This is a genomic window from Pseudarthrobacter oxydans, assembly GCF_034258515.1.
In the GTDB taxonomy this organism is placed as follows: domain Bacteria; phylum Actinomycetota; class Actinomycetes; order Actinomycetales; family Micrococcaceae; genus Arthrobacter.
This window is the reverse complement of sequence record NZ_CP139438.1, coordinates 3746724-3770903: the sequence shown is the minus strand read 5'-3', so window position 1 is coordinate 3770903 and position 24180 is coordinate 3746724. Positions and strand designations below refer to the sequence as shown.

Here is a 24180-nt window from a genome sequence, read left to right as displayed (position 1 = left end):
CATTCCGGACGGCGGGAGGCGCCGTCGTCGTAATTCCCACGCGAATAGCCCGGTGCTTACGGCCGCGGGCTCGGCGAGGGGCTCGGGCCAATCATCGATGGCGGAGGAGGCGGGAACGGGCCGGCGGGATAGAGCGGCACCACGTTAAGCATGTAGTAGGCCCATTGGGGTCCGGCGATCATGTAGCCGTCAAGGCGGGGGTAGAAGGTTCCGTTGATGGTGACGTTCTGCCCGGCTCGCTTCTGCCCCTCAAGTGCGTCACCGAAGAAGGACGCGGTGGCCAGGCCGGTGGTGTAGCCGACGATCCACGTGGACCCGTTGGTGTTCGAGGTGCCCGTCTTGGCCGCCACAGGGAACTTGTCATGGGTTTTGGGGTTAATCCAGACGCCCGAGCCCTTCTTAAGCACGTCCTGCAACACACTGTTGACGCCGCGGGCCACGTCCGGCTTCACTGCGTCCCGGCACTCGACCGTTTGGGCAGGCAGGTTACCGCCGGTTGCGTCCTTGACGTCCGCCAGCGCAATCGGTGTGCAATAGCGGCCGTCGTTGGCAAAAGTGGCAAAGGCATTGGCCAAATGAAGGGGAGCAACTCCGATCGCGCCCAGGAGGTTGCCCAGCTGGTGCATGTTGATCGGGGTCCCGTCGAGTCCGCTGTGGAGGCCCACAGCGTCCACCATCTTCTGGATGCCACAGAAATCCAGCTGTGCGGCTGTCGCAAACGTGGCAGTGTTGATCGAGTTGTAGAGCCCGTAATTGATGGGCATCTTCCGGTAGAAGCCCTCCTCGGCGTTCTGCAAGTCATCAGCGGCGCCCAGCTCCGGGTTATTCTGGGCGGTGCTGTAGGCGCCCAGCACCTTTCCGCAACTGGACCTCCAAGGGAATCCCAGCGGATACACGCGCCGGGACGCGTCCACTTCCGCTGTCAGCGATTTGCCCTCGTTGAGCCACTCGGCAAAGGTGAACGGCTTCATGGTGGACCCGGGCTGGAAACCGCCGGCTCCGTTCAGGTCGTTCCCCTGCGGATCCTTGGCGTCCACGTTGAAGTTCAGTTGCGTGTCGAACTTGCCCGGTTCGGGAAGGAACACGGTGTTCTGGGCCATGGCCAGGATCTTGCCGGTACCGGGCTGTACCGTCACCAGTGCCGCACCCCACCGGTCCAGATTGGGCCCGGCCGTACCGTCCACCTGCGCCTGGGCGGCAGCCTGGAGCCTGCTGTCCAGGGTAGTGACGATGGTGAGGCCCCCACGGTACAGCTTCCTCTGCCGTTCCATCAGGCTCGCCCCGTAGGCAGGGTTGTTCAGGATGAGATGCGAGATGTAGTCGCAGAAATAGGGCGCCATCGAGGCGTTGGCGCAACCTTGCCGTTCCGGACTGATTTTAAGTTCAATGGGCGTAGCCACGGCTTCGTCGTGCTGGGCCTGGGTGATCATGCCTTGGCGGAGCATCTCCGAGAGCACCTGGTTCCGGCGCACAATCGACTTGTCAGGGTTGACCGCCGGGTTGTAGAACGTCGGGCTGTTGACCAGTCCGGCCAGCAGGGCTGCCTGCGGAAGGCTGAGGTCCTTGGCGGTGGTGCTGAAGAAGTAGTGCGAGGCTGCCTCGATGCCGTAGGCGTCGCTGTTGAAGAACACAATGTTCAGGTATCCCTCGAGGATCTGCTCCTTGGTGAACTTCTTCTCCAGCGCAATGGCCAGTTTCATCTCGCGCAGCTTGTCGCCGACGTTCTTTTGCCCGCTCAGGATTACTTCATCCGGCCTGTCCTCCGAGAGGCGGGCCTCATTTATCACGTTGGTGACATATTGCTGCGTGATGGTGGAGGCGCCCTGCTGGCTGCCTTTGGTCAGGTTCGATACCAAGGCCCGCACGATCCCTTGGGGATCAATGCCGGCATGCTCGTAGAACCTGCTGTCCTCAATTGCGACGATGGCACCCCTGATGTAGGGCGACATCTGGTCCAGGGGGATCCTGACGCGGTTCTCCGCATAGAAGATGGCGATCGGCTGGCCGTCGGAGGTGAGGACCTTGGTGGATTGCGACGGCGGCTGGACTGTCAGTTCTTCCGGCAGGCTGTCGAAAAAGCCAATGGAGTTGCTGACGCCGAGGCCAGCGGCCGCCACGGCCGGAACCACCAGGCTGGCGGCCAGGACGCCGCACAGGGCACTCGTTGCCAGGAACCCGAGGAACCTCCCCAAGGCAAGGCTGAAACCGCGCCCGCGCTTCCTCTTCGTCGCCATTCTTCAGCCCTCAAGCCTAGGGGGTGCCAAAAGACTACGCCGGTGGGAGGGGGCGATCCACACCTCGGAGATCAGGATTTGGTCACACTTGAACCCTTGACCGGTCGATAGATAGCGACATATCGTTAACTATCGCTGATAAATCCAGCGAAGACTACGGAAGCAAGAGGAGGATGGCATGAAAGGCATTCCTGAAGGAAGGTTTCCAGGGCCGGAATTCGGCAGGGGACGGTTTGAGCGCGGGCTGGGCCGGAGGGGGCCGCACGGGCACCGGGGTGGCGGGTTTGGCCCCGGCTTTGGACCAGGCTTCGGCCCGGGATTCGGGCCGGGATTTGGCTCTGGCTTCGGTCCGGGGCTGGGCCGAAGCCCGCGAAGGGCCAGCAGGGGCGATGTCCGTGCCGCCATCCTCTCGCTCCTGGCGGAAGCGCCCTCGAACGGTTACGGATTGATCAAGACGATCGCCGAAAAGACGGGGGGAGCGTGGCGGCCCAGCCCCGGGTCCATTTATCCAACCCTTCAGCAACTCGTTGACGAGGACCTGATCTCAGCGCTCAGTGAGGGCCGCGGGACGGAGTTCACCCTAACCGACGCGGGCCGGGCCTACGTAGCCGAGCATGCAGAGGACATGGAAAACGCCTGGAACGCCGGGCAGGACAGTCCGGATCGGGACTTCCACCAGAGCATCGGGAAGCTGATGGGCGCCATTCACCAGTTCCGCAGCGGGGTTACCGAGGAACAGCGCGCCGCCGCTATGGAAAAGATGGATGAGACCCGCCGGGCGCTGTACAAGATCCTGGCTGACTGATCAGGCGAAAGAGTCTTCCTTGCGGTGCTGTGCAGCCGCGCCGGACTCCGCGTCGGCGGACATGCCAGCGGCGGACGCTGCGGCAGGGAAAGGGGATGCGGTGTGCGGCAGCGGATTGAAGCCCGCTCCTATCTCCCCGAACGCATAGGCGCTCTCGGCATGTTCGGCCAGGTCCACACCCGCAGTTTCCGCCTCGTGGCTGACCCGGAAGCCGATGGCCTTGTTGATGGCACGGCCAATGACAAGGGTTCCGACGCCGGAAAGCAGCAGGGTGATCACGACGGCCGCGGTCTGCGCGATGAGCTGCTGGACGCCGCCGCCGTAGAAGAGGCCGCCGCCAAGGCCGTCTGCCGGGAGGGCGATGAAGCCCAGCGCGAGGGTTCCGATGAGCCCGGCGCCGAGGTGGACGCCCACCACGTCCAGGGAGTCATCCAGGCCGAACCGGTACTTGAGGTCCACGAAGACCGCGCAGGCAGCTCCCGCCACCAGGCCCAGGCCCACGGCAGCCAGCGGGCTGATGTTGGCGCAGGACGGCGTGATGGCCACAAGCCCGGCCACCACGCCGGACGCCGCGCCGAGGGAGGTGGGGTGGCCGTGGCGGAGCTTCTCCGTCACCAGCCAGCTCAGCATGGCCGCGGCGGGAGCAACCAGCGTGTTCACCCAGATGAGGCCGGCCTGTTCCGCCGTTGTTGCGGCGCCGCCGTTGAAGCCGAACCAGCCAAACCACAGGATGGCGGCGCCCAGCATGATGAAGGGGACGTTGTGCGGGCGGTGGTTGGGGTCTTTCGCGAACCCGTGGCGCTGTCCCACGATCAGGGCCAGGACCAAGGCGGCCGTTCCGGAGCTGATCTCCACCACGGCGCCGCCGGCGAAGTCGATGACCTGGCCGAACACGGCGGTGACTGCGCCGCCGGAGCTCATCAGCCCGCCGCCCCACACCATGTAGGCGAGCGGGCAGTACACAACTGTGATCCATACGGGGACGAACAGGGCCCAGGCGCCGAACTTGGCGCGGTCCGCAATGGCGCCACTGATCAGGGCAACAGTGATGATGGCGAAGGTGGCGCTGTATCCGGCCTTGATCAGGTCGGGGGAACCCATGAGGTTCTGCAGGCCGAAGTTGGCGAACGGGTTGCCGAAGAGGCCCAGCACGCCGTCGCCCGTTGTCATGGAGTAGCCCCACAGGACCCAGACAACCCCGACGATCCCGGCGGAGATGAAGCTCATCATGATCATGTTCAGCGCGGCCTTGGCCCGCGTCATGCCGCCATAGAAAAGGCCAAGCCCGGGCGTCATCAGCAGTACCATCGCGGCTGAAATCATCAGCCAGACATGTTGGGCAGAAATCTCCACCTGCGGGTCCCTTCGCGTTGCGCCTCGAAGCGGGGCACTCTTCCAGGCCCTCGCATTTCCCCCGCAGTCCATCTTTCGCGTTTTGTGTTTCGGGAAATGCGCCTCAAAGTTGCGTCCGCGTTACAGAAACGGCCGGTGTGTGAAGTCCCCGTGTCCGTAATGTTTCGGCTGTGTAAACAGCCGCCATCCGGAAGGGGACGGGGCCGCCGGGTTTTGCTCCGAAGGCCGCGCGGTAAAAGGGCGGGCCGGATGCGGAAGGTGAGAAGCGCCGTCGCACGCTGGAAATGGGGAGATTACGGCGCGGTGAACGGAACCTCACCGCACCGGCGCGCTGAAAAGCCCCGCTTAGAACTGACGGGCGTTGGCCAACACCGGAAGCTTGCTGCGCACATCGTCCACCAGGGACGGGTCGATATCGACGACGGCGAGTTCCGGCTTTCCGCCCAGAGTTGCCACGGCGGTGCCAAAGGGAGTGATTACGGCGCTGTGGCCGATGCCCGTGGGGGCTGTGCCTGCAGGGCCGGCGCCTATGGTTTCGGGATCGCCCTGGCCGCAGGCAACCACGAAGGTGGTGCTGTCCAAGGCGCGTGCCCGCACCAGGAGGTCCCACTGCTCGGCCTTGCCCTCGCCGGCGCCCCACGACGCGCACACGATGTTGACCTGTGCTCCCCGGCGGGCGTTGGCGGTGAAAAGGGCGGGAAAGCGCACGTCGTAGCAGGTGGCAAGTCCGAACACCGTGCCATTAAGTTCAAAGGTCACCGGAGCCTGGCCCGCGTCCACTGTCCTGGATTCGGCGAAACCGAAGGCGTCGAAGAGGTGCACCTTGTCGTATGAAGTGTCCAGCCCGGGGCCGGTGACCAGGAGGGTGTTGCGGACCCGGCCGTCCTTTCCGGGGGTGAACATCCCGGCCACGATCGCTATGCCCAGTTCCCTGGAAATGGCCCGGACTTCCCCGGCCCACGGGCCGTCCAGCGGTTCAGCGACATCTCGGAGGGAATGGCCAAAGGCGCGCATGGCGGCCTCGGGGAACACCACCAGCTCGGCGCCGGCGGCCTTGGCCTGTGCAGCGTAGTCCCGGATCAGCTCCAGGTTGGCTGCGGGGTCAGCGCTGCTGATGATCTGCGCGACTGCAAGGCGCATGGAACTCCAATCTCTTCACGGCGGGGAGCGGCACGGGTGCAACGATGCCGTGCAGCTACTGCTTGTAGCCCTCGACTTCGTTGACCGGACGGACTTCGGCGTCATTGGGGTCCTCGCCGGAACCGGCTTTGGCCCTGCGCTGGCGCAACAGGTCCCAGCATTGGTCCAGGCTTTCTTCCACCTGCTTCAGCCGCGCCTTGTCCGGCATCTGGCCGTCTCCGGAGGCCTCGCGGAGGGAGTGCTCCTCTTCCACAAGGGACCGGATGCGCGTGAGGAGATCTTCATCGTTCATGTCTACCCCTTAGGCCGGAACGGTTTTCCCCCAGCGTACGCCTGTACCATCGGAATCATGCCCACTGTGCTTGATATGGCAGGTCCAATCCTCGAGATGCTCACCTGGTTGTGCCTGCCCGCAGGGCTCGGATTGCTCTTCTATACCGGGTTCCTCCGCCGCTTCGTTCATCCCTGGGCAGTAGCCGAGGCCGTGGTGTATTCCGACACCACGGGGGTGGGCTTTCGGTGGTTCGACCGCAAATACCAGGTGCACCACGCGCCCATGTCGCCCCATGACATCAGGGACCTGGCGGTGGGCGACACCCTCCCCATCTACTATCACCCCAAGCGCCCCACCCAGTGGCAGACCACGGCGCCGGAAGAAGCAGGGAGGACAGCATCCGTGCTGGGCCGCTGCCTCACCGCCATCGGCGCTGTGGCCTTGCTTGCCGGCTTTGTCCTGCCGATGTTCTAGGGGTCTGCGCCGCAGCTTCAGCCGGCAAGGACAACGCCAATGCCCAGGCAGCCCAAGGCGACCCCTGCGAAAGCCGTCCAAAGCACCGCGGTTATGTCGGCGTCGAGCCTTTCCCTGGAGAGTCCCCGGGACCGGACACGGTACCGGCGGCGTTGGGTCAGGTAGATGGCCAGCGCTGCGGCGGATGAGACGGCGAACAGCATCAGGATGGGGAGCCCGTGCTGCGGGAGCCAGCGCAGGAAGATGGCGCTGACCGTCACCAGGGCCAGCATGGTCCGGCCCCAGGCGAGCGAGGTCCGCTCCGGCTGCAGGCCCGGGTCGCCATGGCCGCCGGCGGTGCGGGACGCCGCCACCTGGTCAGCGCCAGAGGACAAAGATGAGGACGACGGCGGCCGCCAGCGCGCCTGCCCCGGCCAACAGCGGGACAACGAGCGGCAACGGAAGCGGCGCGTTGTTCCGCATGCTGCGCTCCACCCGGAGCCATCGCACGGCTGATCCCGCACTCAGCAGCATTCCCAGCAGGAGCAGCAGCACCGCCAAACCCTTGCGGACCGGTTCCAGGAAGAGGCCGGCGGTGAATGCCTCGATGGCGATCCCTCCGGCCAGCAGTGCGAGCGACGTGCGGATCCATGCAAGGAAGGTGCGTTCGTTGGCGAGGGTGAACCGCGGGTCAGGTTCTTCTCCGCCCGGCAACAGGCGCTCGGCGATTTTCCCGCGCGACGGCGGGACGGAAGCGCTGGCGGGCTGGTCGCTGTTGGTCACGCTGCCAGTCTAGCCACGCCGCCGGGCTTCACTGGGCGGCAGCACGGAATAGGCCCAGGGCAGTCCGGACCGTCGGGAATGCCCGCGGTGTCCGTGCAGTTGGGGCAGGTATGGAGCGCATCGGATTTCTTTCCTTCGGCCACTGGGGTCCCGGACAGGGCTCCCGCACCAGGACCGCCGGCGACGCCCTCCTCCAGGCCATTGACCTTTCGGTGGCCGCGGAAGAGCTTGGGCTGGACGGGGCGTTCTTCCGCGTGCACCACTTCGCCCGGCAGCAGGCCTCGCCGTTCCCGCTGCTTTCCGCGATAGCCGCCCGGACCAGCAGGATCGAGATCGGTACCGGCGTCATTGACATGCGGTACGAAACCCCCCTCTACATGGCCGAAGAGGCCGCAGCCACAGACCTGATCAGCGGCGGCAGGCTGCAGCTCGGCATCAGCCGTGGTTCACCCGAGCCCGCCCGCCAGGGTGCGGCAGCTTTCGGGCACGTGCCCGAGGCGGGGGAGACCGACGCCGACATGGCCCGCCGGCACACCGCCCTCTTCCGTAAGGCAATCACCGGCGCCGGGGTGGCGGAAGCGGACCCGCGGTATGCAGGCGGAACCAGGGGACTGCTGCCCGTCCAGCCCCAGTCGCCCGGGCTCGCGGAGCGCATTTGGTGGGGAGCCGGAACCAGGAAGACGGCGGTCTGGGCCGCGGATCTCGGCATGAACCTGATGAGTTCCACCCTGCTCACTGAAGATACCGGTGTTCCCTTCCACGAACTGCAGGCCGAGCAGATCCAGCTGTTCAGGGATGCCTGGGCCGCAGCAGGCCATGCCCGCCGGCCGCGGGTTTCGGTGAGCCGCAGTGTCCTCCCCATCGTGGACGCCGAGGACAACATGTACTTTGCCGGCAGCGCCCTGCGCGACAGCCGGGACCAGGTGGGAATCATCGACGGGCTTACTGCCAGGTTCGGGAAAAGCTATGCAGGCGCACCGGACGTCCTGGCGGAGCAGTTGGCTGCCGACACCGCGGTGCAGGCCGCGGACACCCTCCTGCTCACTGTCCCCAACCAGCTGGGCGTGGATTTCAACGCCAAGCTTTTGGGCAACGTCGCCCGGTATATCGCACCGGCACTTGGCTGGCAGGCGGCACGCCCCTGACCCGTAGCTGCCGGCCGTAACCTTGCCGTCTTCCCCGTAAATATCCGCCTGCCCACGCGCGGTGAGGGTAAACTAAGTATGCTTAGTGAAGACTGGGGAACCTTCTGCACACCGCAGCCGTTAGACTTATAGTGCGGCTTTGGGGGCTTAGCGCCCTCATTATTACAGCGTGACTGCGGAACGGTCATATAACGAAGAGAGAGAAATATGGCCCGCGCCGTTTTAGGCTTTACCCTATGATCCGGCTACGTCAGCTGGCCCAGGCGGCCTCTGTCCTCACCACGCCCTTGGCGCCGGAGGATATCCTCGCGCTGTTCAACCCCGTCTATTCTGCCCGGCAGCTTCGCGGCGTGGTTACGCGCGTGGTCCAGGAGACCGCGCAGTCCGCCACGATCTTTTTCCGGCCCGGCCGCGGTTGGCACTCCCACCTGGCAGGCCAGTGGGCGCGCATCGGCGTCGAACTCGATGGCGTCCGCCACTGGCGGTCCTACTCCCTGAGCGCCCCGGCAGGCAAGGACCCGGCTATCACCGTCACGGACGTCGGCGCAGTCTCCGGCACGCTGGTGCGCACCACCCGGCCGGGCGACGTCCTGTTCCTTGCCCCGCCGCAGGGCGACTTCGTGCTTCCCGAGCACCCCCGGCCCCTGCTGATGGTCACGGCGGGCAGCGGCATCACTCCGGTGATGTCCATGATCCGCACCCTTGTTCCCCGGCGTCCGGATGCCGACGTCGTGCTGGTCCATTCGGCCCGCACGCCCGGGGACAGCCTGTTCCGCGAGGAACTTGCCGAGCTCGCGGACCAGTTCCCCAACTTCCGGCTGGCCCACTGGTACACCGGCGAACAAGGCCGGATGGACCTCACCAACACCGACCAGCTGGACGAGATCTGCCCGGACTGGAAGGAACGCGCGGCGTATGCCTGCGGTCCGGACAGCTTCCTGGACGACGCCGAAGCCCTCTGGAAGCGGGCGGCGCTGACTACCGCAGCTCCGGGCTCGGACGTCGCGGTGGCCGGTGACCCCGGGAACCTCATGATTGAACGGTTCAACACCACGTTCAATGCCGGCGTGGGGCACGACGGCGGCCTGGTCACCTTTGAAGCGTCTGATCGGGAAGTGGAAGCCGACGGCGACACCCCCATTCTGGACGTCGGTGAGGACGCCGGCGTGCTGATGCCCAGCGGTTGCCGGATGGGCATTTGCCACAGCTGCCTCACACCCCTCCTGGCCGGACAGGTCCGCGACCTCCGCACCGGGGAAATCCATGGCGAGCCCGGCCAATTGATCCAAACGTGTGTCTCGGCAGCCGCCGGACCCGTCAACCTCGAAATCTGAGGAGCACAACGGTATGTCTGTAGTTACACCCAGCAAAACCACCGCCGGAGATGCCTCCAACCAGGAGAAACCTGCGGCGGGAAGCAGGACGCGCCCCGGGAAGCTGGCCGAATCCGGCAGCCCCACGGTGCGGCCGCCGGCCGCCGCCCACCTGAGTGATGAACAAGTGGCGGAACTCGGGCGCGAACTGGACGCCATTCGTGACGAGATCCTGGCCAAGCGCGGGGCGTCGGACGCCGCCTACATCCGCCGCGTGATCAAGATCCAGCGCGGCCTGGAGATTTCGGGCCGTGCCGCGCTGCTGGTCAGCAAGAACAAGGCAGCCTGGGTCACCGGCACCACGCTGCTGAGCCTGGCCAAGATCCTGGAAAACATGGAGATCGGGCACAACGTCCTGCACGGCCAGTGGGACTGGATGCGGGACCCGGACATCCACTCCACCACCTGGGAATGGGACTTCGTCACGCCGTCGCGCTCCTGGCAGCACACCCACAACGACCTCCACCACCGCTGGACCAACGTGGTGGGCAAGGACAACGACGTCGGATACAACCTCCTGCGGATGGATGAAAACCAGCCGTGGAAGCCCTTCAACCTGGGCAACCCGCTGTACAACGCGATCCTGGCTCCCCTTTTCGAATGGGGCATCGCCATCTATGACCTCGAGCTGACCGAGTACCAGGAAGGCAAGAAGTCCAAGGAAGCGCTGCTCAAGGACCTCAAGGCCCTTGGCAAGAAGGTTGTCACCCAGTTCACCAAGGACTATGCCGCAACCCCCGCGGTGGCCATGCTGACCGGCTCCGGCAAGCAGGCGCTCTACGGAACCCTGACAGCCAATGCCGTCCGCAACGTCTGGGCCCACGCGGTCATCTTCTGCGGCCACTTCCCCGAAGGCACTGACACCTTCACGGAGGAAATGGCCGAAGGCGAAACCCGCGGCGACTGGTACATCCGCCAGATGATCGGCTCCGCCAACATCTCCGGGTCAAAGTTCATGCACATCATGACCGGTAACCTCTCGCACCAGATCGAGCACCACCTCTTCCCGGACCTGCCTTCCAACCGGTACGCCGAGGTGGCGCCCAAGGTCCGTGAAATCTGCCAGCGCTACGGTCTGAACTACACCACCGGACCGCTGCTGAAGCAGGTTGGCTCAACCTGGGGCAAGATCTTCAGGCTGGCCCTGCCCGGCAAGGCCGCCAAGGCCTGACCCGACACCTTTGCAATGCATCGACATGCACCTCCGGTTCCGGATCATCCTGGAACCGGGGGTGCATTTGTGTTTCCCCGTGCTCTCGCATTTTTCGAGGTCAACGGCGCATAATTGACCCACACCCGCCGCCGTGGCCAATGGAGGACTCATGCGGATTGTCGGAGCACTGATTGTCATCTGGCTGATCATCGGCGGCGTTGCTGCCTGGCAGCGGGGCTACTTCGGGGGAGCGCCCGGAAACTGCGCAGAGGCGGGCACCATTGCCATCACCATTGCCGCCGGCCCGTTGAACTACATGGGAGCCAACCCCCAGATCAACTGCGAGCTTCCGCAACCTTCCCAGTAAGCGGTAGCGTAACGGGACCTGGCACCAGCCGGGCCTCACGGTTGGGCTGTACTGGATGGCGGACCGTCCTAGAGTGGGTATTGCGCGGGCATTGCACTGCGGCCCGCTCCGCATCGATCCCACAGTCTCGAAAGGACCCGCCGCGATGGCTTTCATCACCGTTGGAACCGAAAACAGCACTGACATCGAGCTTCACTACGAAGACCACGGCTCCGGCCAGCCCGTCGTGCTGATCCACGGCTACCCCCTGGACGGCTCCTCCTGGGAGAAGCAGGCCGCTGCCCTGCTGGGCGCCGGGTACCGTGTCATCACCTATGACCGCCGCGGCTTTGGGAAATCGAGCAAGACCACCGAGGGCTACGACTACGACACGTTCGCGGCGGACCTCAACACCGTACTGACAACCCTGGACCTGAATGACGCCGTCCTGGTGGGCTTCTCCATGGGCACCGGCGAGGTGGCCCGCTACCTGGGCACCTACGGCTCCGCCCGGGTGGCACGGGCAGCCTTCCTTGGTTCCCTTCAGCCCTTCCTGCTCAAGACCGGGGACAACCCCGACGGCGTTCCACAGGAGGTCTTCGACGGGCTGAAAGAATCCGTCACGGCTGACCGGTACGCCTTCTTCACCGGCTTCTTCAAGAACTTCTACAACAGTGACACGTTCCTCGGTACGCCCCGACTAAGCCAGGAAGCCGTCAATGCCAGCTGGAACCTGGCGGCCAGCGCCGGAGCAACGGCATCTGTCGCTGCCCAGCCCACCTGGCTCACCGATTTCCGCGCGGACATCCCGAAGATCGACGTTCCGGCACTCATCCTCCACGGCACGGCGGACAACATCCTGCCCATCGACTCCACCGGCCGGCTGTTCGCCAAGGCCCTGCCCAGCGCTGAATACGTGGAGATTGAAGGTGCCCCGCACGGCCTTCTGTGGACACACGCCGCCGAAGTCAACGAAGCGCTGCTGCGTTTCCTCGCCAAGTAAGGCGCACACGGGAAACTTCCGGCGACGGCGGGAGTCCGCCGTCGCCAGAAGTGCGAGACCGTTGGGTGAAAAGCCGCGTTAAGTGAGAGAGCGTCGGGCCAGGGAGCGTCGCCGAGCCAGGCGCTGACTGTTGCCGTGCCGCCTGTGAAAGCTATCCGTCGTAGTGGGTCCGTGCAGGCCCCTGCCCCAGCGAATTGACCACAACGGCGGCCACGTCATGCAGCTTTGAATTGCGGGTGCTCGACGCCGTCTTCAGGATCTCGAAGGCGTCGTGCTGGCTGCACCGGTTCTGCGCCATGATGATGCCCACGGCCATGTCGATGACGGTGCGGGATTCCAGGGTGGCGCGGAGGTTCGCCGCGGTCTCGCTGTAATGGGCAAAGCGGACCGCAAGCCGCAGGGCAAGGGACGTCTGGCCCACGAAGTCCTCGGCGAACTCAAGGATGCGTGACTCAAAGCGGCGCGGCCGGGGCGAGTACAGCAGCAGCGCCGCCTTTGTTTCGCCCTCCAGCCGGAAGGGCAGCGCAAGGACGGAACGGACGCCCTGGGCCAGGACGGCAGAAGAATATTCAGGCCAGCGGCCGTCATGCTGCGCGTCCGGAACGCTGATGGTCGCCCGGGTGGTGGAAGCTGCCAGGCTGGGCGTCTCGCTGAACTCGAACTCAAGCTCCGCGATGGCCTTCGCCTCCGGGCTGCTGCTGGCTACCGTTGCGGCCTTGCGCCGCCGCTGCAGGGTGATGGCGCACATGATTTCGTCGCCGGGTTCGGAAAGGTTGCGTGCGGACACCTGTGCCAGTTCATTAAGGAAGTCCTCAACGTCAGGGCTGCTGAGGACCAGTTCATGCAGGTGCTCGGTTATGGATGTATCGGGTTTTGCTGTTGACTCGCTGGCCACGGTTTTTTGGTGCCATTCGCTCAGGACAACCCGGCGCCTTCGAGCATCCCGCCGCAATGCAGGCAAGTTATGAAGGTCGCTGGATCGAAGAACTCTCCAACGGCCTGCTGCTAAACCGATATCCAGAAGTATATACATCCTCCGGCTGGGGGCGGCGTCACTTTGACACGCGTGAAGGCGGGGTTCTCTGGCGCCTGCCGGGAAGTTACCGCAGAATGAAGCAGGCGCCGGTGCCCCGGCGGCAGGGCCCCGAAGCGGCGGCCGGCACGCCCCGACGGGGCAGGAAGTGGGACAGGAACATGACCAGGCTGCTCATCATCGGCCCGCCGGGTTCCGGCAAAGGCACACAGGCGGAACAGTTGGCACGGCACTTCGGCGTCCCGGCAGTCTCCACCGGAGAAATCTTCCGAAGCAACGTCAGCCAGGAGACGGAGCTGGGAAACCAGGCTGCCAGCTACCTCGACGGCGGCGATTTTGTCCCGGACCACCTCACCAACGCGCTGGTCAAGGACCGCCTCCTGGAGAGCGACCTGCAGGCGGGGTTCCTGCTGGACGGCTATCCGCGTACAGCCCCCCAGGTGACGGAGCTGGACAACATGCTCGCCTCGCAGGGGTACGCCCTGGACGCGGTCATCGAATTGTCCGCCCCGGACGCCGTGCTGGAAGAACGGATGCGGCGGCGCGCGGCGGACCAGGGGCGCACGGACGACACCGTGGAGGTGTTCCGGCGCCGCCTGGACCTCTATCACCGCGAGACGCATGAAGTAGTCTCGGTCTACGCCGGTCGCGGAATCCTCGTGTCCGTGAACGGCAGCGGGGATCCCGGTGAGATTACCGGACTGGCGATCGCCGCCGTCGAGAAGTTCCTTGGAACGCCGCGCCGCGGCAACTGACCCCCGACCGACCTGGCGGCTAACCTGGCGCAAAGCCACAAACATGAAGGAAACCTGATGAGAATTGCGGTAACCGGCGGTAGCGGAAAACTCGGGCGGCACGTGGTCCGCAGGCTCACGGAGGACGGCCACCAGGTCCTCAACCTGGACCGTGAGGGCAGCCGCAGCCCCGGCCTGGTGGTGGTGGACCTGAGGAACTACGGCCAGGTCCTGGATGTCCTGCTGGGGCTGGATGACAGGCACGAAGGTTTCGACGCCGTGGTGCACCTTGGCGCCATCCCTGCCCCGGGCATCATTCCTGACGCCGCCACGTTCGAGAACAACATGCTTTCCACCTACAACGTGTTCCAGGCGGCACGCAGGGCCGGCATCAAGAAGGTGGTGTACGCCTCCAGCGAGACCGTGCTGGGACTGCCGTTCGACGTCGACCCGCCGTACATTCCGGTGGATGAGGAATACCCCGCCCGGCCTGAAAGCACCTACTCCCTGGTGAAGCACCTGGAGGAGCAGATGGCGGTGGAGCTGACCCGCTGGGATCCGGAGCTGAGCATTGTGGGGCTGCGGTTTTCCAACGTCATGGACGTGGCGGACTACGAGAGGTTTCCGTCCTTCGACTCGGACGCGACACTCCGGAAATGGAACCTCTGGGGATACATCGACGGCCGGGACGGCGCCCAGGCGGTGGCCCGGGCACTGGAGAACGGGAAGCCGGGATTCGAGGCCTTCATCATCGCCAACGCGGACACTGTCATGAGCCGCTCAAGTGCAAGCCTTGCCGCGGAAGTTTTCCCGGGGGTCAGGGTGGTCAAGGACCTGGGCGAACACGAGACCATGCTGTCCATCGACAAGGCGCGGCGGCTGCTGGGATTCGAGCCGGAACACACGTGGCGGACGCACGTTTCCCCCAGTGTCGGCGGTGCCAAAACCGGCTGAACCGGCCCGGGCTCAGGAATCGCCAAGGGTTGCCGAAGGATCCCGCAAGGACCACGTCGCGGTGCGTTGCGGGCTCCTATTCTTTTGGTAGGGCGGGGACACAAACCCCTGTCCACGCAGCCCGAAAACGCCGAACGAGGACCCCAAAATTCGCACTCCATTCTTTGCGCTGCCCGCCGCCGCAGTGCTGGTCTCAGCAGTCCTGTCCGCCGCCGCCCTTCCCGCCGCTGCCGTTGCGCCGGCTGATCCCGGAGCTACCGGGCGCTACATCGTCCAGTACGCGCCCGGTACCGACGTAGCCGCCGAGGCGGCCGGGCTGCGGGCCCAGGGCCTCGCCGTCGGCCGGACCTTCACCCACGCCATCCGCGGCGCCCTGGTCACCGCCAGCCCTGCCCAGGCGGCGGCGCTCGCGAAGTCCGGCCGGGTGGTGTCCGTTGAAGCCGACGCCCTGGTGGGCATCTCCGATACCCAGCAGCCCGCGCCGTGGGGCCTGGACCGGGTGGACCAGAGGCCGCTGCCGCTTTCCGGCTCCTACTCCTGGGCGTCCTCGGGAACGGGCGTGACCGCATACGTGGTGGACACCGGCGTCCTGGCCTCGCACACCGAGTTCGCCGGGCGGATCACCTCCGGCTGGACCGCCGTGGCTGACGGAAGGGGCTCCAGCGACTGCAACGGCCACGGCACGCATGTTGCCGGAACCGTTGCCGGGACCACCTACGGAGTGGCCAAGAGCGCCACGATCGTTCCCGTCCGGGTGCTGGACTGCAACGGATCCGGCTACAACTCGGATGTAGTGGCAGGCCTGGACTGGGTGGCAGCGAACCACGCAGCAGGGGCTCCGGCGGTGGTGAACCTCAGCCTGGGCGGCGCCGCCAGTTCAGCCGTGGACACTGCCATCCAGTCCGTGGTGAACGACGGCGTTACCGCCGTGGTTGCCGCCGGCAACTCCGCCGTGGACGCGTGCGGCAGTTCGCCGGCACGGGTCCCGGCGGCGGTGACAGTGGCTGCCAGCGACTCCGCCGACCGGCAGGCATCCTTCTCCAACTTCGGTTCCTGCGTGGACCTCTACGCACCGGGCGTGGGCATCAGCTCGGCGTACCACACGTCTTCCACCGCCACCGCGTCAATGTCCGGCACCTCAATGGCCGCACCGCACGTGGCCGGGGCAGCAGCCGTCCTGCTCTCCCAGAACCCGGCACTAACCCCTGCCCAGGTCTCCGGCGCGCTCACCTCCAACGCCACGGCAGGGGTGGTGGCGGGGGCCACCAGCGGCACGCCCAACCGCCTGCTGTACTCTGCTGCGGCCGCTCCTGCTCCCGCACCTGCTCCGGCCCCTGCCCCCGCTCCCACGGTGACAGCCGTGACGCCTGCCGCGAATGCCACTGCCGTCGCGGCAGGAACCAACGTCACTGCCCCCTTCAGCACCGCCGTCCAGGGCGTCACCGGCGGGACTTTCGTGCTCAGGAACTCCGCCGGCGCCACCATCCCCGCCGCCGTCTCCTACAACGCGACCACCCGTACGGCAACCCTGGACCCCGCGGCCGGACTTGCCGCCGACACCACATTCACGGCCACGCTGGTGGGCGGTACGTCCGCCATTCGGGACAGCGCCGGCACCCCGCTTGCCTCCGTCAGCTGGAGCTTCCTCACCGGCCCCGCGCCCGCCATCACCGGGTACACGCCCGGCAGCAACGCCTTGCTGGTGCGCCGTGGCAACAACGTCAGCGTCACTTTCAGCGAAGCGGTCCAGGGCGTCAACGGAACCACGTTTACCGTGAAGAATGCCGCCACCGGCGCCCAGGTTCCGGCCAACGTGTTCCGGAACGGCACCACCAACCAGTGGATCCTGGATCCCTCGCAGCCGCTGGCCGCCAAAACCAAGTACACCGTGACGGTCACCGGCGGCGGAACGGCGGTCCGGGACCTTGCTGGCAACCAGCTCACCGGCCGCACCTGGCAGTTCACCACCGGTTCCTACTAAGCGGTTTCGAGCACGAACTCCGCGTGCCCGTGCACGGCGCCGTTGACTTGGAGTTCCAGGGCGTGCATGCCGGGATGGTGCACCCTGGTGGTCATCTGCCGGAAGGCGTGGCGTTTGGACAGGCTCCTGCACTCGCCTGGTGCAAGGGTGAGGGTTGAGGCCTTGAAAACCTTGGCCGACTGGCTGCCGTTCGCCTTGCGGTAGTGGATGAGGTAGTCCACCGCCAGGGCCACATCCGCCCTGCCTGTGTTGGTGATGTCGAATGAAAACGTCAGTTCGCCGGGCACCCTCAGGATCTTCCGGTCAAGGCGGGGCCCGGCCACCGCTACCTGCGCCGGCGTGAAGCCCAGGAGCGCCAGGGCGCCAGGATGCCCCTTCTTGACGAGCGTGCGGAGGCCGTGGCGGACCACCCGTCCCGTGTTGGCATCAGCCGCGGAGAGCCACTCCCGGGCGGTGGCCACCACGGCCGAAGGCGCGTGCCGGGCAAGATCGTTCAGGTGGTTGGCAACGGACCGCCGCACGTATTCGGACGGGTCGCGGTACAGGGAACTGAGGATGGGAAGGGTGGCTTCCGGCCGCTGGACGAGGGCGGGGATCCGAACTGCCCACGGCAAATAAGGGCGGGTTCCCTCGCTGGCCAGGCGGCGGACATGCTCATCCGGATGGGAGGTCCACGCCTGGATGATGGCCAGCGCCCGGTCCGGGTCCTGGCGGAGGAGGCGGCGAATGGCGAACTCACCGGTAAGCCTGGGCGTCAGTTCCGCCAGCAGGGCCATGGCGTCGTCGAAGTCCCTGCCGGAGCCGGAAGCGACGGCAAGTGCGGCGGCAGCTTCCGAAACCGGCCACAAGATCCAGCCCGTGAACTCCTCGAACCCAAGTGCGGCGCGGAAGCTGCCCGCCGCCGTCGGATATCCCGCCCCCGGGACTTTTCCAATGTCAGCCTGCAATGCCTGGGCCACCAGGTCAGTCCTGGCGCGCAGGTTGAGGTCGCTCAGCAGGTGGGCGGCGGCTGCCGTGCTGTCCCACTGCACATTCGGAGCGGATTCCGCCAGGATGGCGGCAACGGAATTCACGGCAGGCGCGTCAATCAGTTCGTTCATGGCACCCATGCAGACAGGCTACCCCGGGTCTGGCGGTGGATGGCCGGCAGGGCGTCACTGCATGGAAAATGCGGGCAAACGGCGCCAACGCGGCCCGTGCGGGATAATCTTCACCCTAGGTTAAACTTCACGGCGCAGGGACGGGTATGACAGTGGGACAACAGGGATCAGCAGGCTCGGGAACCAAGCATCGTACCGGCAAGTGGCGTGCCTTCCACGACAAGTTCGTGGTTGAGGAACGCTACCTGGATCCGGCCGACCGGCGCGGGCTGTACCGGGCAGCCATTATCCTGGCGACGGCGGGAACCCTTCTGTTCATTGCCACCCTGGTCAGCGTGCTGCAGGCCGATGGCCTGTCCGCAGCCGACGTGCCCGTCCGCGATTGGCTGCTCGGGCTGAGGTCACAGACGCTGACAGTCATCATGATTTTCCTGGCTGTGGTCTTCGGCCCGATTGCCCTGCCCATCATCGTCCTGGTGGTGATCCTGGCGTGGGGGTTCGCGGCGAAGCATGCCTGGCGCCCCATCCTGCTGGCGTCCGCGATGATCACCGGGGTGATCGTTTCCCAGATCATCCTCCAGATCGTGCGGCGCTCGCGGCCGCCCGTGGAGCAGATGCTGTTCGGGATCGACCACACCTTCTCGTTCCCCTCAGGGCATGTCCTGGGAGCCTGCGACTTCCTCCTGGTGGGGGCCTTCCTGATCTTCTCCCGGCGCCGCAATCCCCGCGCCGCCGTCCTGGGTTTCGTGGGGGCGGGGATTGGTATCTTCCTTGCGGCGGTAAGCCGGCTGTACCTGGGGTACCACTGGCTCAGCGACGCCCTCGCGTCGTTGTCCCTTTCACTGATCATCCTCGGCGGGGTCATAGCCCTGGACACCTGGCGCACGGCCCGGATCCCGGGGGAGCGGATCACCGGGGAACTGTCCAAGGCCGATTCGCCCAAGGACTAAGCCGGAACCGCCCTAGCCCGGCGGCCGCGACCGGGCACGCTTCAGCGCCCGGTGCAGCTTGACGTTGGCGGCCTCAAGTTCCAGTACTTTGGCCACGCCTGCGAGGTTAAGGCCCTGTTCAAGCAGTTCGCCGATCCGCAGCAGGACGGCGATGTCGTCGTCACTGTACTGCCGTGTTCCGCCGGACGTCCGCGACGGGGTCAGCAGGCCCTTGGTCTCGTAGAGCCGGATGTTCTGCTGGCCGGTTCCCGCCAGCTTGGCCGCAACGGAGATGGCGTACAGCGCGCGGTTGCTGCCATTGGGGCCGGGCGGCCGCCCGGTTTCCTGCGATGCCATAAGTTCTCCAAAATCCGTCCGGTAGCCTTGCCTCAGTTTCCCACGAGTGCTATAAAAAATCTATATCCATCACCATAGATTACGGAGGATGGATATGACACGGATAAACACCTACAGAGCTGAAGGAGTGGGAAATGATGTTGATGCGCACGGACCCGTTCCGTGAGTTGGACCGGCTCACGCAGCAGGTCTTTGGGACCGCCGCCCGCCCGGCTGCCATGCCGATGGACGCCTGGCAGGAGGACGGCGAGTTTGTGGTGGCGTTCGACCTTCCCGGCGTGAAGATTGATTCACTGGACCTGAACGTTGAACGCAACGTCCTCACGGTCCGGGCGGAGCGCAAGGACCCCACGCAGCCCAATGTGGAATTGGTGGCTTCCGAGCGCCCCCGCGGTGTCTTCAGCCGGCAGTTGATCCTCGGCGACACCCTGGACACTGACAACATCAAGGCCAGCTACGACCAGGGCGTCCTGACCCTGCGGATCCCGGTGGCAGAGCAAGCGAAGCCGCGCAAGATCGAGATCCAGACACAGCATAGCGAGAAGCACGAGATCGGAACCTAGCCACGGGCGGCGGGCACGGGCAACCCTTGGCGTTGCCCGTGCCCGGAACAGGGCAGCACATGACGAACACCCCCGACTACTACGCAATCCTGCGGGTCCAGCCACACGCCACCCAACAGGAGATTTCCCGCGCCTACCGGGCACTCATGCGCAGCCACCATCCGGACGTCGACGGCGGGGCCACCCCGCAGGGGGAGCTCCTGGAGATCATGCAGGCGTTCAATGTACTGCGCGATCCGCAACGGCGTGCCGCCTATGACCAGCAACGGGCAGCAGCCGCTGCCCAGGCCATCCCCGTCCGCAAGGTGCGCAGCCAGGCCGGTTCTTCCGGACCCGCCATCAGGGTCACCCCGGTGCGGTGGGAGAGCGGGCCCTGGGCCTGACGCAGGGCTGATGGAGTACAACGACAACCGCGAGGAGGCGGAGAACCGAATGAGCGAATGGCGCCGCTACGACTCACCCCTGATCCCGGCGTTCCACGAGCGCTTCGAACAGCGATGGGGTCCCGGCACTGCCCCCTTCCTGGACCCCGAGGCGCATGAGCAGCCGCTGCCCCGTGCCCAGTGGATCAATCCGGCCACCGGCGCTGCCCTGGCCGTTGTGCCGGTCTGGACCGCCGATGAAAAGCAGCAGCGGTCCTTCGGGGTTTTCTACCTTCCGCCCGCGGGGGACATCTGGGTATTGCGCCCCGGCTACACCGGTTACCTGGAACCTGCCGACGGTGAATCGGAGCATCTGGTGACCCTCCGGAATGACGCGTTCCGCAAGGCCGTGGCGCATGCCAAGGAGTTTCTGTTCGGTTCCCAGTAGCGGCCGCTGGTTCCGCTCGTCAGTTGCCCCCAGCTGTGCCATCCTGAGACGTACTCACACGCTCCGTCACAAAAGGCCCGCCGATGCACATCACCGCCAAAGACCTCGCCGCACTCATCCCGCCCGGGTTTACGCTTGGCGTTGCCACCGCAGCCTTCCAGATCGAGGGCGCGCTGGACGAGGATGGCCGCGGGCCGGCAGGCTGGGATGTCTTTGCGGCCAAGGACGGCGCCATCGTCGAAAACCACAGCCCGGTGACGGCCTGCGACCATTACCACCGCATGCCCCAGGACGTTGCCCTGATGAAGCAGCTGGGCGTGGACTCCTACCGGTTCTCCTTCGCCTGGCCGCGGATCCAGCCCACCGGGCGCGGGCCGGCCAACCAGGCGGGCCTGGACTTCTACGACCGGCTCCTGGACGAGCTGCTGGCCAACGGCATTTCCCCCATGGCCACCATCTACCACTGGGACACGCCGCTGGCCCTGGACGAAGCCGGCGGCTGGCTGAACCGCGACACCGCCTACCGGCTGGGGGAGTACGCAGGCATCCTGGCAGAGGCATTCGGTGACAGGGTGGCCAGATGGGTGACCATCAACGAACCCGCGACTGTCAGCACCAACGGCTACTCCCTCGGCCTGCATTCGCCCGGCAAGGAACTGCTCCTGGCCGCCTTTCCCACCGTCCACCACCAGTTGCTGGGGCACGGACTGGCGGTGCAGGCACTGCGCGCCGCCAAGGTGCCTGGCGAAATCGGCATGACCAACGTCTACTCGCCCATGGTCCCGAATTCCATCAACCCGCTGGACTACGTCAGCGCCGGGCTGATGGACCTGGCCCAGAACCGGCTCTACGCCGATCCCGTGCTGACCGGAAAATATCCGGACCTCATCCGGGCCGCCAAGTTCTTCAGCTCGTTCGAGCACCCGGGGGAGGACATGGAGCTCATCTCCCAGCCCCTGGACTTCTACGGGCTCAACTACTACATGCCCACCAAGGTGGCTGTTGGCCCGGGCGGCGGTGCAGTGCCGGCGAGCATGGCCGAGGCCATGGGCAGCGACCTCAGTGCGGCCGGCAACGGCGGAACACCCTTCCATGTGGAGACCTGGCCGGAAGCGGACATCACCTCCTACGGCTGGCCCGTGAAGCCGGAATACATGGCAGTGGCCCTGAAGGAGATGGGCGAGCGGTACCCCAACCTCCCGCCGGTCATCCTCACCGAGGGCGGCGCCAGCTTCGAGGACATCATCGTGCGGGACAAGTCCACCAACACCAGGTTCATCCCGGATGAGCGCAGGCTGAAGTACCTCTCCGACCACCTTGAGGCCGCCCTCAGGGCAACAGCCCCGGGCGGAGTGGCGGAAAAGGTGGACCTGCGCGGCTATTACGTCTGGTCGCTCATGGACAACTTCGAATGGTCCGCCGGCTACAACCAGCCCTTCGGGCTCCTGCACGTGGACTTCGAAACCCTGGAGCGGACGCCCAAAGCCTCCTACTTCTGGCTCCAGGAACTCGTCGAGGAGCGCGACCTCGCCGCGGCGGCGGGTACCGCAATCGCGGAGGCCATGGCTTCCGACGCTTTTGACGTTGAGGTCATAGGCACCGACGTTGTTGGTGCTGATGCGCCGGACGGCGACGACGTCACGGCTTTGGGTGCCAGCGCCTAGGACAGGTTCAGAGCAGGTCCAGGGCGGCGAGCTGCTTGGCTATCCCCGCCCCGTCGGGTGAGTAGATCCACGGAACCCGGGATGCCGTGTGGTCCCCGTCCTCCGAATGGCCGCCTGCGAACACCGATTCGCTGATGGACAGCTGGCGGATGGCGATTGCGGCTACCTTGTCCGGGTTCTCCTGCGCGAATTCGGAATAGATGGCTTCGTCATGCTGGCCGTTATCGCCGATCAGGAGCCAGCGCATGTCAGGGAATTCCTTGGCGAGCCGTTCCAGGTTGCGGTGCTTGTGGTCCTGGCCGCTGCGGAACCACCGGTCCTGGGTCAGGCCCCAGTCGGTCAGGAGCAGGGCACCGGACGGGTACATGTTCCGGGTCAGGAAGCGGGCCAGGGTGGGGGCGGCGTTCCACGGCCCCGTGGACAGGTAGATCACCGGCGCGTCCGGGTGTTCGACGGTCAGCCGGTCCAGCAGGACCGCCATGCCGGGCGTGGCCATGCGGGCCCGCTCGCTCAGGACGAACGTGTTCCACAGCGCCAGGAAAGGCCGGGGCAGGGCCGTCACCATCACGGTGTCATCAATGTCGGAAACGATGCCGAACTTTACGTCCGGGGCAATGACCCGGATCTTCGCCTCAACAGGTTCGGTGCCTTCGCCCCGCAGGACGGCAGTGTGCCAGCCGGGCGTGAGCTGAACATCCACTTCGGTGTCAATCAGCCCGCCCCGGTCAGCCCGGACGTGGGTGACAACATCGCCGATGGTGATTTCGACGTCGGTGAACTGCAACGGCACGCTGGTGAAGGCGCGCCAGCCGCGGACGTTCTGGTTGCCGTTCCGGGCTGCATGTTCTGCCTTGCTGCCCGGCGACGGCTTCTGGGTCAGGAGGACCCGTCCCAGCACGCGCACCATGCTGGTTGAGCCATAGCCCTGGTAGGCGATCGTCTGGGGAACGAACTTCCAGCGTTTGGCCAACTGGATGCGAACGGTGTTAACGGCATCCGAAATCCGGTGCGCAAACCTGAACACCTGGTTTCCGTAGAGCTGGGTGTGGTCCGTCCCGCCGTGGTCTGTGGGTGTTGCTGCATGCTCTGGCGGGGTCTGGGGAGCCGTGTCCATGGAACCACTCTGCCACAGGCTGCACCGCGCGGGGCCACTTCCGGCTGCTTGCCCTCACTCCGTGACGTCACCCTTCCCCCAGGATCCAGCGCAGGGTCTCGGCGTTCCGCACGGCGTTGCCGCCGCCGTCGTTATTGAAATAGGCATACACGTCCAGGCCGTTGCCGGACCACTCGCGGATGCGGTCCGCCCACCAGTGCAGGTCGGTGTCCGAGTAGGAGCCAGCGTAGAGGTGCTCGTGGTCCGGGCCGTGCAGCCGGACATACGTGAACGGGGCGGTGGTCCGCAGGATGCAGGGAAGGTTGGCCCCGCTCATGATGCAGTAGGCGGCCTGGTGCCGTTCCAGCAGGGCGTACACCTCCGGGCTGTCCCAGCTCGCATGCCGGAACTCGACGGACACCCGGATCCACTCCGGAACCATGGCCAGGAAGTACTCCAGCCGGGCGTCATCGCGTTCCATGCCGGGTGGCAACTGGACCAGGAGGACTGCCCGTTTGTCACCGAGTTCGTGCCAGCACCGCTCGATCCGCTCCAGCCACACCTCCGGCTGGTACAGCTTCCGGGCGTGGGTCAGGCCGCGGGGAGCCTTGACGGACATGGTGAAGCCGTGCGGCAGCCGCCGGTTCCAGCCCGCGAAGGTGGTGTCCCGGGGCCAGCGGTAGAAGCTGGCATTGAGCTCAACGGTGCTGAAGCGGGAGACATAGTGGGCAAGCCTGTCCCTCACCGGCAATTTGGGCGGGTAGAGGACGTTTTCCCAGTGGTCGTAGCTCCAGCCGGAGGTTCCGATGTGGATTGCCATAGTTCCTTCCCGCCGGCCGGCATTCCTTCAGGCTACACCGGCGGATGCCCTTCCTTTTCGGGGCGGCTGTGGCAGGGTAA

26 protein-coding genes are annotated in these 24180 nt (G+C 65.7%); 15 read left to right on the top strand and 11 right to left on the bottom strand.

The window, feature by feature from the left end; translation table 11 throughout:
• Positions 1–56: 56 nt before the first annotated feature.
• Positions 57–2234 carry a transglycosylase domain-containing protein gene (locus SMD14_RS17210; RefSeq protein ID WP_321214437.1) on the bottom strand — a complete coding sequence of 726 codons (2178 nt, stop codon included), beginning with the start codon at positions 2232–2234 and terminating at the stop codon, positions 57–59.
• A 178-nt stretch (positions 2235–2412) separates the two neighbouring features.
• Here SMD14_RS17210 and SMD14_RS17205 point away from each other — a divergent pair, with 178 nt between their 5' ends.
• Positions 2413–3039: a PadR family transcriptional regulator gene (locus tag SMD14_RS17205; protein ID WP_321214436.1), complete on the top strand. Its 627-nt coding sequence runs from the start codon at positions 2413–2415 to the stop codon at positions 3037–3039.
• On the opposite strand, the gene SMD14_RS17200 is transcribed toward SMD14_RS17205, so the two are convergent.
• The 3 genes from SMD14_RS17200 to SMD14_RS17190 all read right to left on the bottom strand — a co-directional run bounded on the left by SMD14_RS17200 (position 3040) and on the right by SMD14_RS17190 (position 5824).
• On the bottom strand, positions 3040–4392 hold the full coding sequence (locus SMD14_RS17200; protein WP_321214435.1) for an ammonium transporter: 1353 nt from the start codon (positions 4390–4392) through the stop codon (positions 3040–3042). It abuts the gene before it with no gap.
• 345 nt (positions 4393–4737) lie between these two features.
• Positions 4738–5532, bottom strand: a complete 795-nt coding sequence (locus tag SMD14_RS17195) for a carbon-nitrogen hydrolase family protein (RefSeq protein ID WP_157240998.1) — start codon at positions 5530–5532, stop codon at positions 4738–4740.
• Positions 5533–5587: 55 nt separating this feature from the next.
• The gene (locus SMD14_RS17190) at positions 5588–5824 is read right to left on the bottom strand and encodes a DUF2630 family protein (protein ID WP_321214434.1); all 237 of its coding nucleotides are present in this window, start codon (positions 5822–5824) and stop codon (positions 5588–5590) included.
• A gap of 57 nt (positions 5825–5881) precedes the next feature.
• Between SMD14_RS17190 and SMD14_RS17185 the strand changes: the two genes are divergently transcribed.
• Entirely contained in the window at positions 5882–6280 is a 399-nt protein-coding gene (locus SMD14_RS17185) for a hypothetical protein (protein ID WP_157241000.1), read from the top strand.
• A gap of 17 nt (positions 6281–6297) precedes the next feature.
• On the opposite strand, the gene SMD14_RS17180 is transcribed toward SMD14_RS17185, so the two are convergent.
• Positions 6298–6552 carry a hypothetical protein gene (locus tag SMD14_RS17180; protein WP_231755058.1) on the bottom strand — a complete coding sequence of 85 codons (255 nt, stop codon included), beginning with the start codon at positions 6550–6552 and terminating at the stop codon, positions 6298–6300.
• An 85-nt stretch (positions 6553–6637) separates the two neighbouring features.
• Complete coding sequence (locus tag SMD14_RS17175) at positions 6638–7042, bottom strand: DUF202 domain-containing protein (RefSeq protein WP_321214433.1); 405 nt, start codon at positions 7040–7042, stop codon at positions 6638–6640.
• A gap of 110 nt (positions 7043–7152) precedes the next feature.
• Here SMD14_RS17175 and SMD14_RS17170 point away from each other — a divergent pair, with 110 nt between their 5' ends.
• From SMD14_RS17170 to SMD14_RS17150, 5 genes are all read left to right on the top strand, one after another.
• A complete protein-coding gene (locus SMD14_RS17170) occupies positions 7153–8187 on the top strand; it encodes an LLM class flavin-dependent oxidoreductase (protein WP_157241006.1) in 1035 nt (344 codons plus the stop codon).
• A gap of 236 nt (positions 8188–8423) precedes the next feature.
• Positions 8424–9521 carry a ferredoxin reductase gene (locus SMD14_RS17165; protein ID WP_157241007.1) on the top strand — a complete coding sequence of 366 codons (1098 nt, stop codon included), beginning with the start codon at positions 8424–8426 and terminating at the stop codon, positions 9519–9521.
• Between the two features lie 13 nt (positions 9522–9534).
• The gene (locus SMD14_RS17160) at positions 9535–10731 is read left to right on the top strand and encodes an acyl-CoA desaturase (protein ID WP_157241009.1); all 1197 of its coding nucleotides are present in this window, start codon (positions 9535–9537) and stop codon (positions 10729–10731) included.
• A gap of 151 nt (positions 10732–10882) precedes the next feature.
• Complete coding sequence (locus SMD14_RS17155) at positions 10883–11080, top strand: hypothetical protein (RefSeq protein ID WP_104999076.1); 198 nt, start codon at positions 10883–10885, stop codon at positions 11078–11080.
• 145 nt (positions 11081–11225) lie between these two features.
• Positions 11226–12062 carry an alpha/beta hydrolase gene (locus SMD14_RS17150; protein ID WP_321214432.1) on the top strand — a complete coding sequence of 279 codons (837 nt, stop codon included), beginning with the start codon at positions 11226–11228 and terminating at the stop codon, positions 12060–12062.
• A 151-nt stretch (positions 12063–12213) separates the two neighbouring features.
• Here SMD14_RS17150 and SMD14_RS17145 read toward each other — a convergent pair whose 3' ends face one another.
• Positions 12214–12957, bottom strand: a complete 744-nt coding sequence (locus tag SMD14_RS17145) for a GAF and ANTAR domain-containing protein (protein WP_321214431.1) — start codon at positions 12955–12957, stop codon at positions 12214–12216.
• Positions 12958–13256: 299 nt separating this feature from the next.
• On the opposite strand from SMD14_RS17145, the gene SMD14_RS17140 reads away from it, so the two are divergent.
• From SMD14_RS17140 to SMD14_RS17130, 3 genes are all read left to right on the top strand, one after another.
• On the top strand, positions 13257–13850 hold the full coding sequence (locus tag SMD14_RS17140; protein WP_157241013.1) for an adenylate kinase: 594 nt from the start codon (positions 13257–13259) through the stop codon (positions 13848–13850).
• A 57-nt stretch (positions 13851–13907) separates the two neighbouring features.
• Entirely contained in the window at positions 13908–14783 is an 876-nt protein-coding gene (locus SMD14_RS17135; RefSeq protein WP_321214430.1) for an NAD(P)-dependent oxidoreductase, read from the top strand.
• A gap of 184 nt (positions 14784–14967) precedes the next feature.
• The gene (locus SMD14_RS17130; protein WP_321214429.1) at positions 14968–16764 is read left to right on the top strand and encodes a S8 family serine peptidase; all 1797 of its coding nucleotides are present in this window, start codon (positions 14968–14970) and stop codon (positions 16762–16764) included.
• Here the strand turns inward: SMD14_RS17130 and SMD14_RS17125 are convergent.
• A complete protein-coding gene (locus tag SMD14_RS17125) occupies positions 16761–17873 on the bottom strand; it encodes a DNA alkylation repair protein (protein WP_321214428.1) in 1113 nt (370 codons plus the stop codon). The two genes, SMD14_RS17130 and SMD14_RS17125, sit on opposite strands and share 4 nt — an antisense overlap.
• 137 nt (positions 17874–18010) lie before the next feature.
• Here SMD14_RS17125 and SMD14_RS17120 point away from each other — a divergent pair, with 137 nt between their 5' ends.
• Positions 18011–18814: a phosphatase PAP2 family protein gene (locus SMD14_RS17120; protein ID WP_321214427.1), complete on the top strand. Its 804-nt coding sequence runs from the start codon at positions 18011–18013 to the stop codon at positions 18812–18814.
• A gap of 12 nt (positions 18815–18826) precedes the next feature.
• Here the strand turns inward: SMD14_RS17120 and SMD14_RS17115 are convergent, their stop codons facing one another.
• Positions 18827–19150 (bottom strand): MerR family transcriptional regulator, encoded by a 324-nt coding sequence (locus SMD14_RS17115; RefSeq protein ID WP_321214426.1) that lies wholly within the window; start codon positions 19148–19150, stop codon positions 18827–18829.
• 137 nt (positions 19151–19287) lie between these two features.
• On the opposite strand from SMD14_RS17115, the gene SMD14_RS17110 reads away from it, so the two are divergent.
• From SMD14_RS17110 to SMD14_RS17095, 4 genes are all read left to right on the top strand, one after another.
• Positions 19288–19713 (top strand): Hsp20/alpha crystallin family protein, encoded by a 426-nt coding sequence (locus SMD14_RS17110; RefSeq protein ID WP_157242931.1) that lies wholly within the window; start codon positions 19288–19290, stop codon positions 19711–19713.
• A 59-nt stretch (positions 19714–19772) separates the two neighbouring features.
• Positions 19773–20096 carry a J domain-containing protein gene (locus SMD14_RS17105; RefSeq protein WP_157241024.1) on the top strand — a complete coding sequence of 108 codons (324 nt, stop codon included), beginning with the start codon at positions 19773–19775 and terminating at the stop codon, positions 20094–20096.
• Between the two features lie 49 nt (positions 20097–20145).
• Positions 20146–20523, top strand: a complete 378-nt coding sequence (locus tag SMD14_RS17100) for a hypothetical protein (RefSeq protein ID WP_157242932.1) — start codon at positions 20146–20148, stop codon at positions 20521–20523.
• A gap of 83 nt (positions 20524–20606) precedes the next feature.
• A complete protein-coding gene (locus SMD14_RS17095; RefSeq protein ID WP_321214425.1) occupies positions 20607–22187 on the top strand; it encodes a family 1 glycosylhydrolase in 1581 nt (526 codons plus the stop codon).
• A 7-nt stretch (positions 22188–22194) separates the two neighbouring features.
• On the opposite strand, the gene SMD14_RS17090 is transcribed toward SMD14_RS17095, so the two are convergent.
• Positions 22195–23301, bottom strand: a complete 1107-nt coding sequence (locus SMD14_RS17090; protein WP_157241028.1) for an App1 family protein — start codon at positions 23299–23301, stop codon at positions 22195–22197.
• A gap of 67 nt (positions 23302–23368) precedes the next feature.
• A complete protein-coding gene (locus SMD14_RS17085; protein ID WP_157241030.1) occupies positions 23369–24100 on the bottom strand; it encodes a DUF72 domain-containing protein in 732 nt (243 codons plus the stop codon).
• Positions 24101–24180: the final 80 nt, after the last annotated feature.

Excerpts from the sequence above, each read along its gene's own strand:
- SMD14_RS17190 (WP_321214434.1), bottom strand. The coding sequence starts at position 5,824 with ATGAACGATGAAGATCTCCTCACGCGCATCCGGTCCCTTGTGGAAGAG.
- SMD14_RS17180 (WP_231755058.1), bottom strand. The coding sequence starts at position 6,552 with ATGCTGGCCCTGGTGACGGTCAGCGCCATCTTCCTGCGCTGGCTCCCG.
- SMD14_RS17150 (WP_321214432.1), top strand. The coding sequence starts at position 11,226 with ATGGCTTTCATCACCGTTGGAACCGAAAACAGCACTGACATCGAGCTT.
- SMD14_RS17125 (WP_321214428.1), bottom strand. The coding sequence starts at position 17,873 with ATGGGTGCCATGAACGAACTGATTGACGCGCCTGCCGTGAATTCCGTT.
- SMD14_RS17120 (WP_321214427.1), top strand. The coding sequence starts at position 18,011 with ATGACAGTGGGACAACAGGGATCAGCAGGCTCGGGAACCAAGCATCGT.
- SMD14_RS17095 (WP_321214425.1), top strand. The coding sequence starts at position 20,607 with ATGCACATCACCGCCAAAGACCTCGCCGCACTCATCCCGCCCGGGTTT.
- SMD14_RS17160 (WP_157241009.1), top strand. The coding sequence starts at position 9,535 with ATGTCTGTAGTTACACCCAGCAAAACCACCGCCGGAGATGCCTCCAAC.
- SMD14_RS17090 (WP_157241028.1), bottom strand. The coding sequence starts at position 23,301 with ATGGACACGGCTCCCCAGACCCCGCCAGAGCATGCAGCAACACCCACA.
- SMD14_RS17135 (WP_321214430.1), top strand. The coding sequence starts at position 13,908 with ATGAGAATTGCGGTAACCGGCGGTAGCGGAAAACTCGGGCGGCACGTG.
- SMD14_RS17170 (WP_157241006.1), top strand. The coding sequence starts at position 7,153 with ATGGAGCGCATCGGATTTCTTTCCTTCGGCCACTGGGGTCCCGGACAG.
- SMD14_RS17185 (WP_157241000.1), top strand. The coding sequence starts at position 5,882 with ATGCCCACTGTGCTTGATATGGCAGGTCCAATCCTCGAGATGCTCACC.
- SMD14_RS17100 (WP_157242932.1), top strand. The coding sequence starts at position 20,146 with ATGAGCGAATGGCGCCGCTACGACTCACCCCTGATCCCGGCGTTCCAC.
- SMD14_RS17155 (WP_104999076.1), top strand. The coding sequence starts at position 10,883 with ATGCGGATTGTCGGAGCACTGATTGTCATCTGGCTGATCATCGGCGGC.
- SMD14_RS17110 (WP_157242931.1), top strand. The coding sequence starts at position 19,288 with ATGTTGATGCGCACGGACCCGTTCCGTGAGTTGGACCGGCTCACGCAG.
- SMD14_RS17165 (WP_157241007.1), top strand. The coding sequence starts at position 8,424 with ATGATCCGGCTACGTCAGCTGGCCCAGGCGGCCTCTGTCCTCACCACG.
- SMD14_RS17210 (WP_321214437.1), bottom strand. The coding sequence starts at position 2,234 with ATGGCGACGAAGAGGAAGCGCGGGCGCGGTTTCAGCCTTGCCTTGGGG.
- SMD14_RS17115 (WP_321214426.1), bottom strand. The coding sequence starts at position 19,150 with ATGGCATCGCAGGAAACCGGGCGGCCGCCCGGCCCCAATGGCAGCAAC.
- SMD14_RS17085 (WP_157241030.1), bottom strand. The coding sequence starts at position 24,100 with ATGGCAATCCACATCGGAACCTCCGGCTGGAGCTACGACCACTGGGAA.
- SMD14_RS17195 (WP_157240998.1), bottom strand. The coding sequence starts at position 5,532 with ATGCGCCTTGCAGTCGCGCAGATCATCAGCAGCGCTGACCCCGCAGCC.
- SMD14_RS17105 (WP_157241024.1), top strand. The coding sequence starts at position 19,773 with ATGACGAACACCCCCGACTACTACGCAATCCTGCGGGTCCAGCCACAC.
- SMD14_RS17205 (WP_321214436.1), top strand. The coding sequence starts at position 2,413 with ATGAAAGGCATTCCTGAAGGAAGGTTTCCAGGGCCGGAATTCGGCAGG.
- SMD14_RS17140 (WP_157241013.1), top strand. The coding sequence starts at position 13,257 with ATGACCAGGCTGCTCATCATCGGCCCGCCGGGTTCCGGCAAAGGCACA.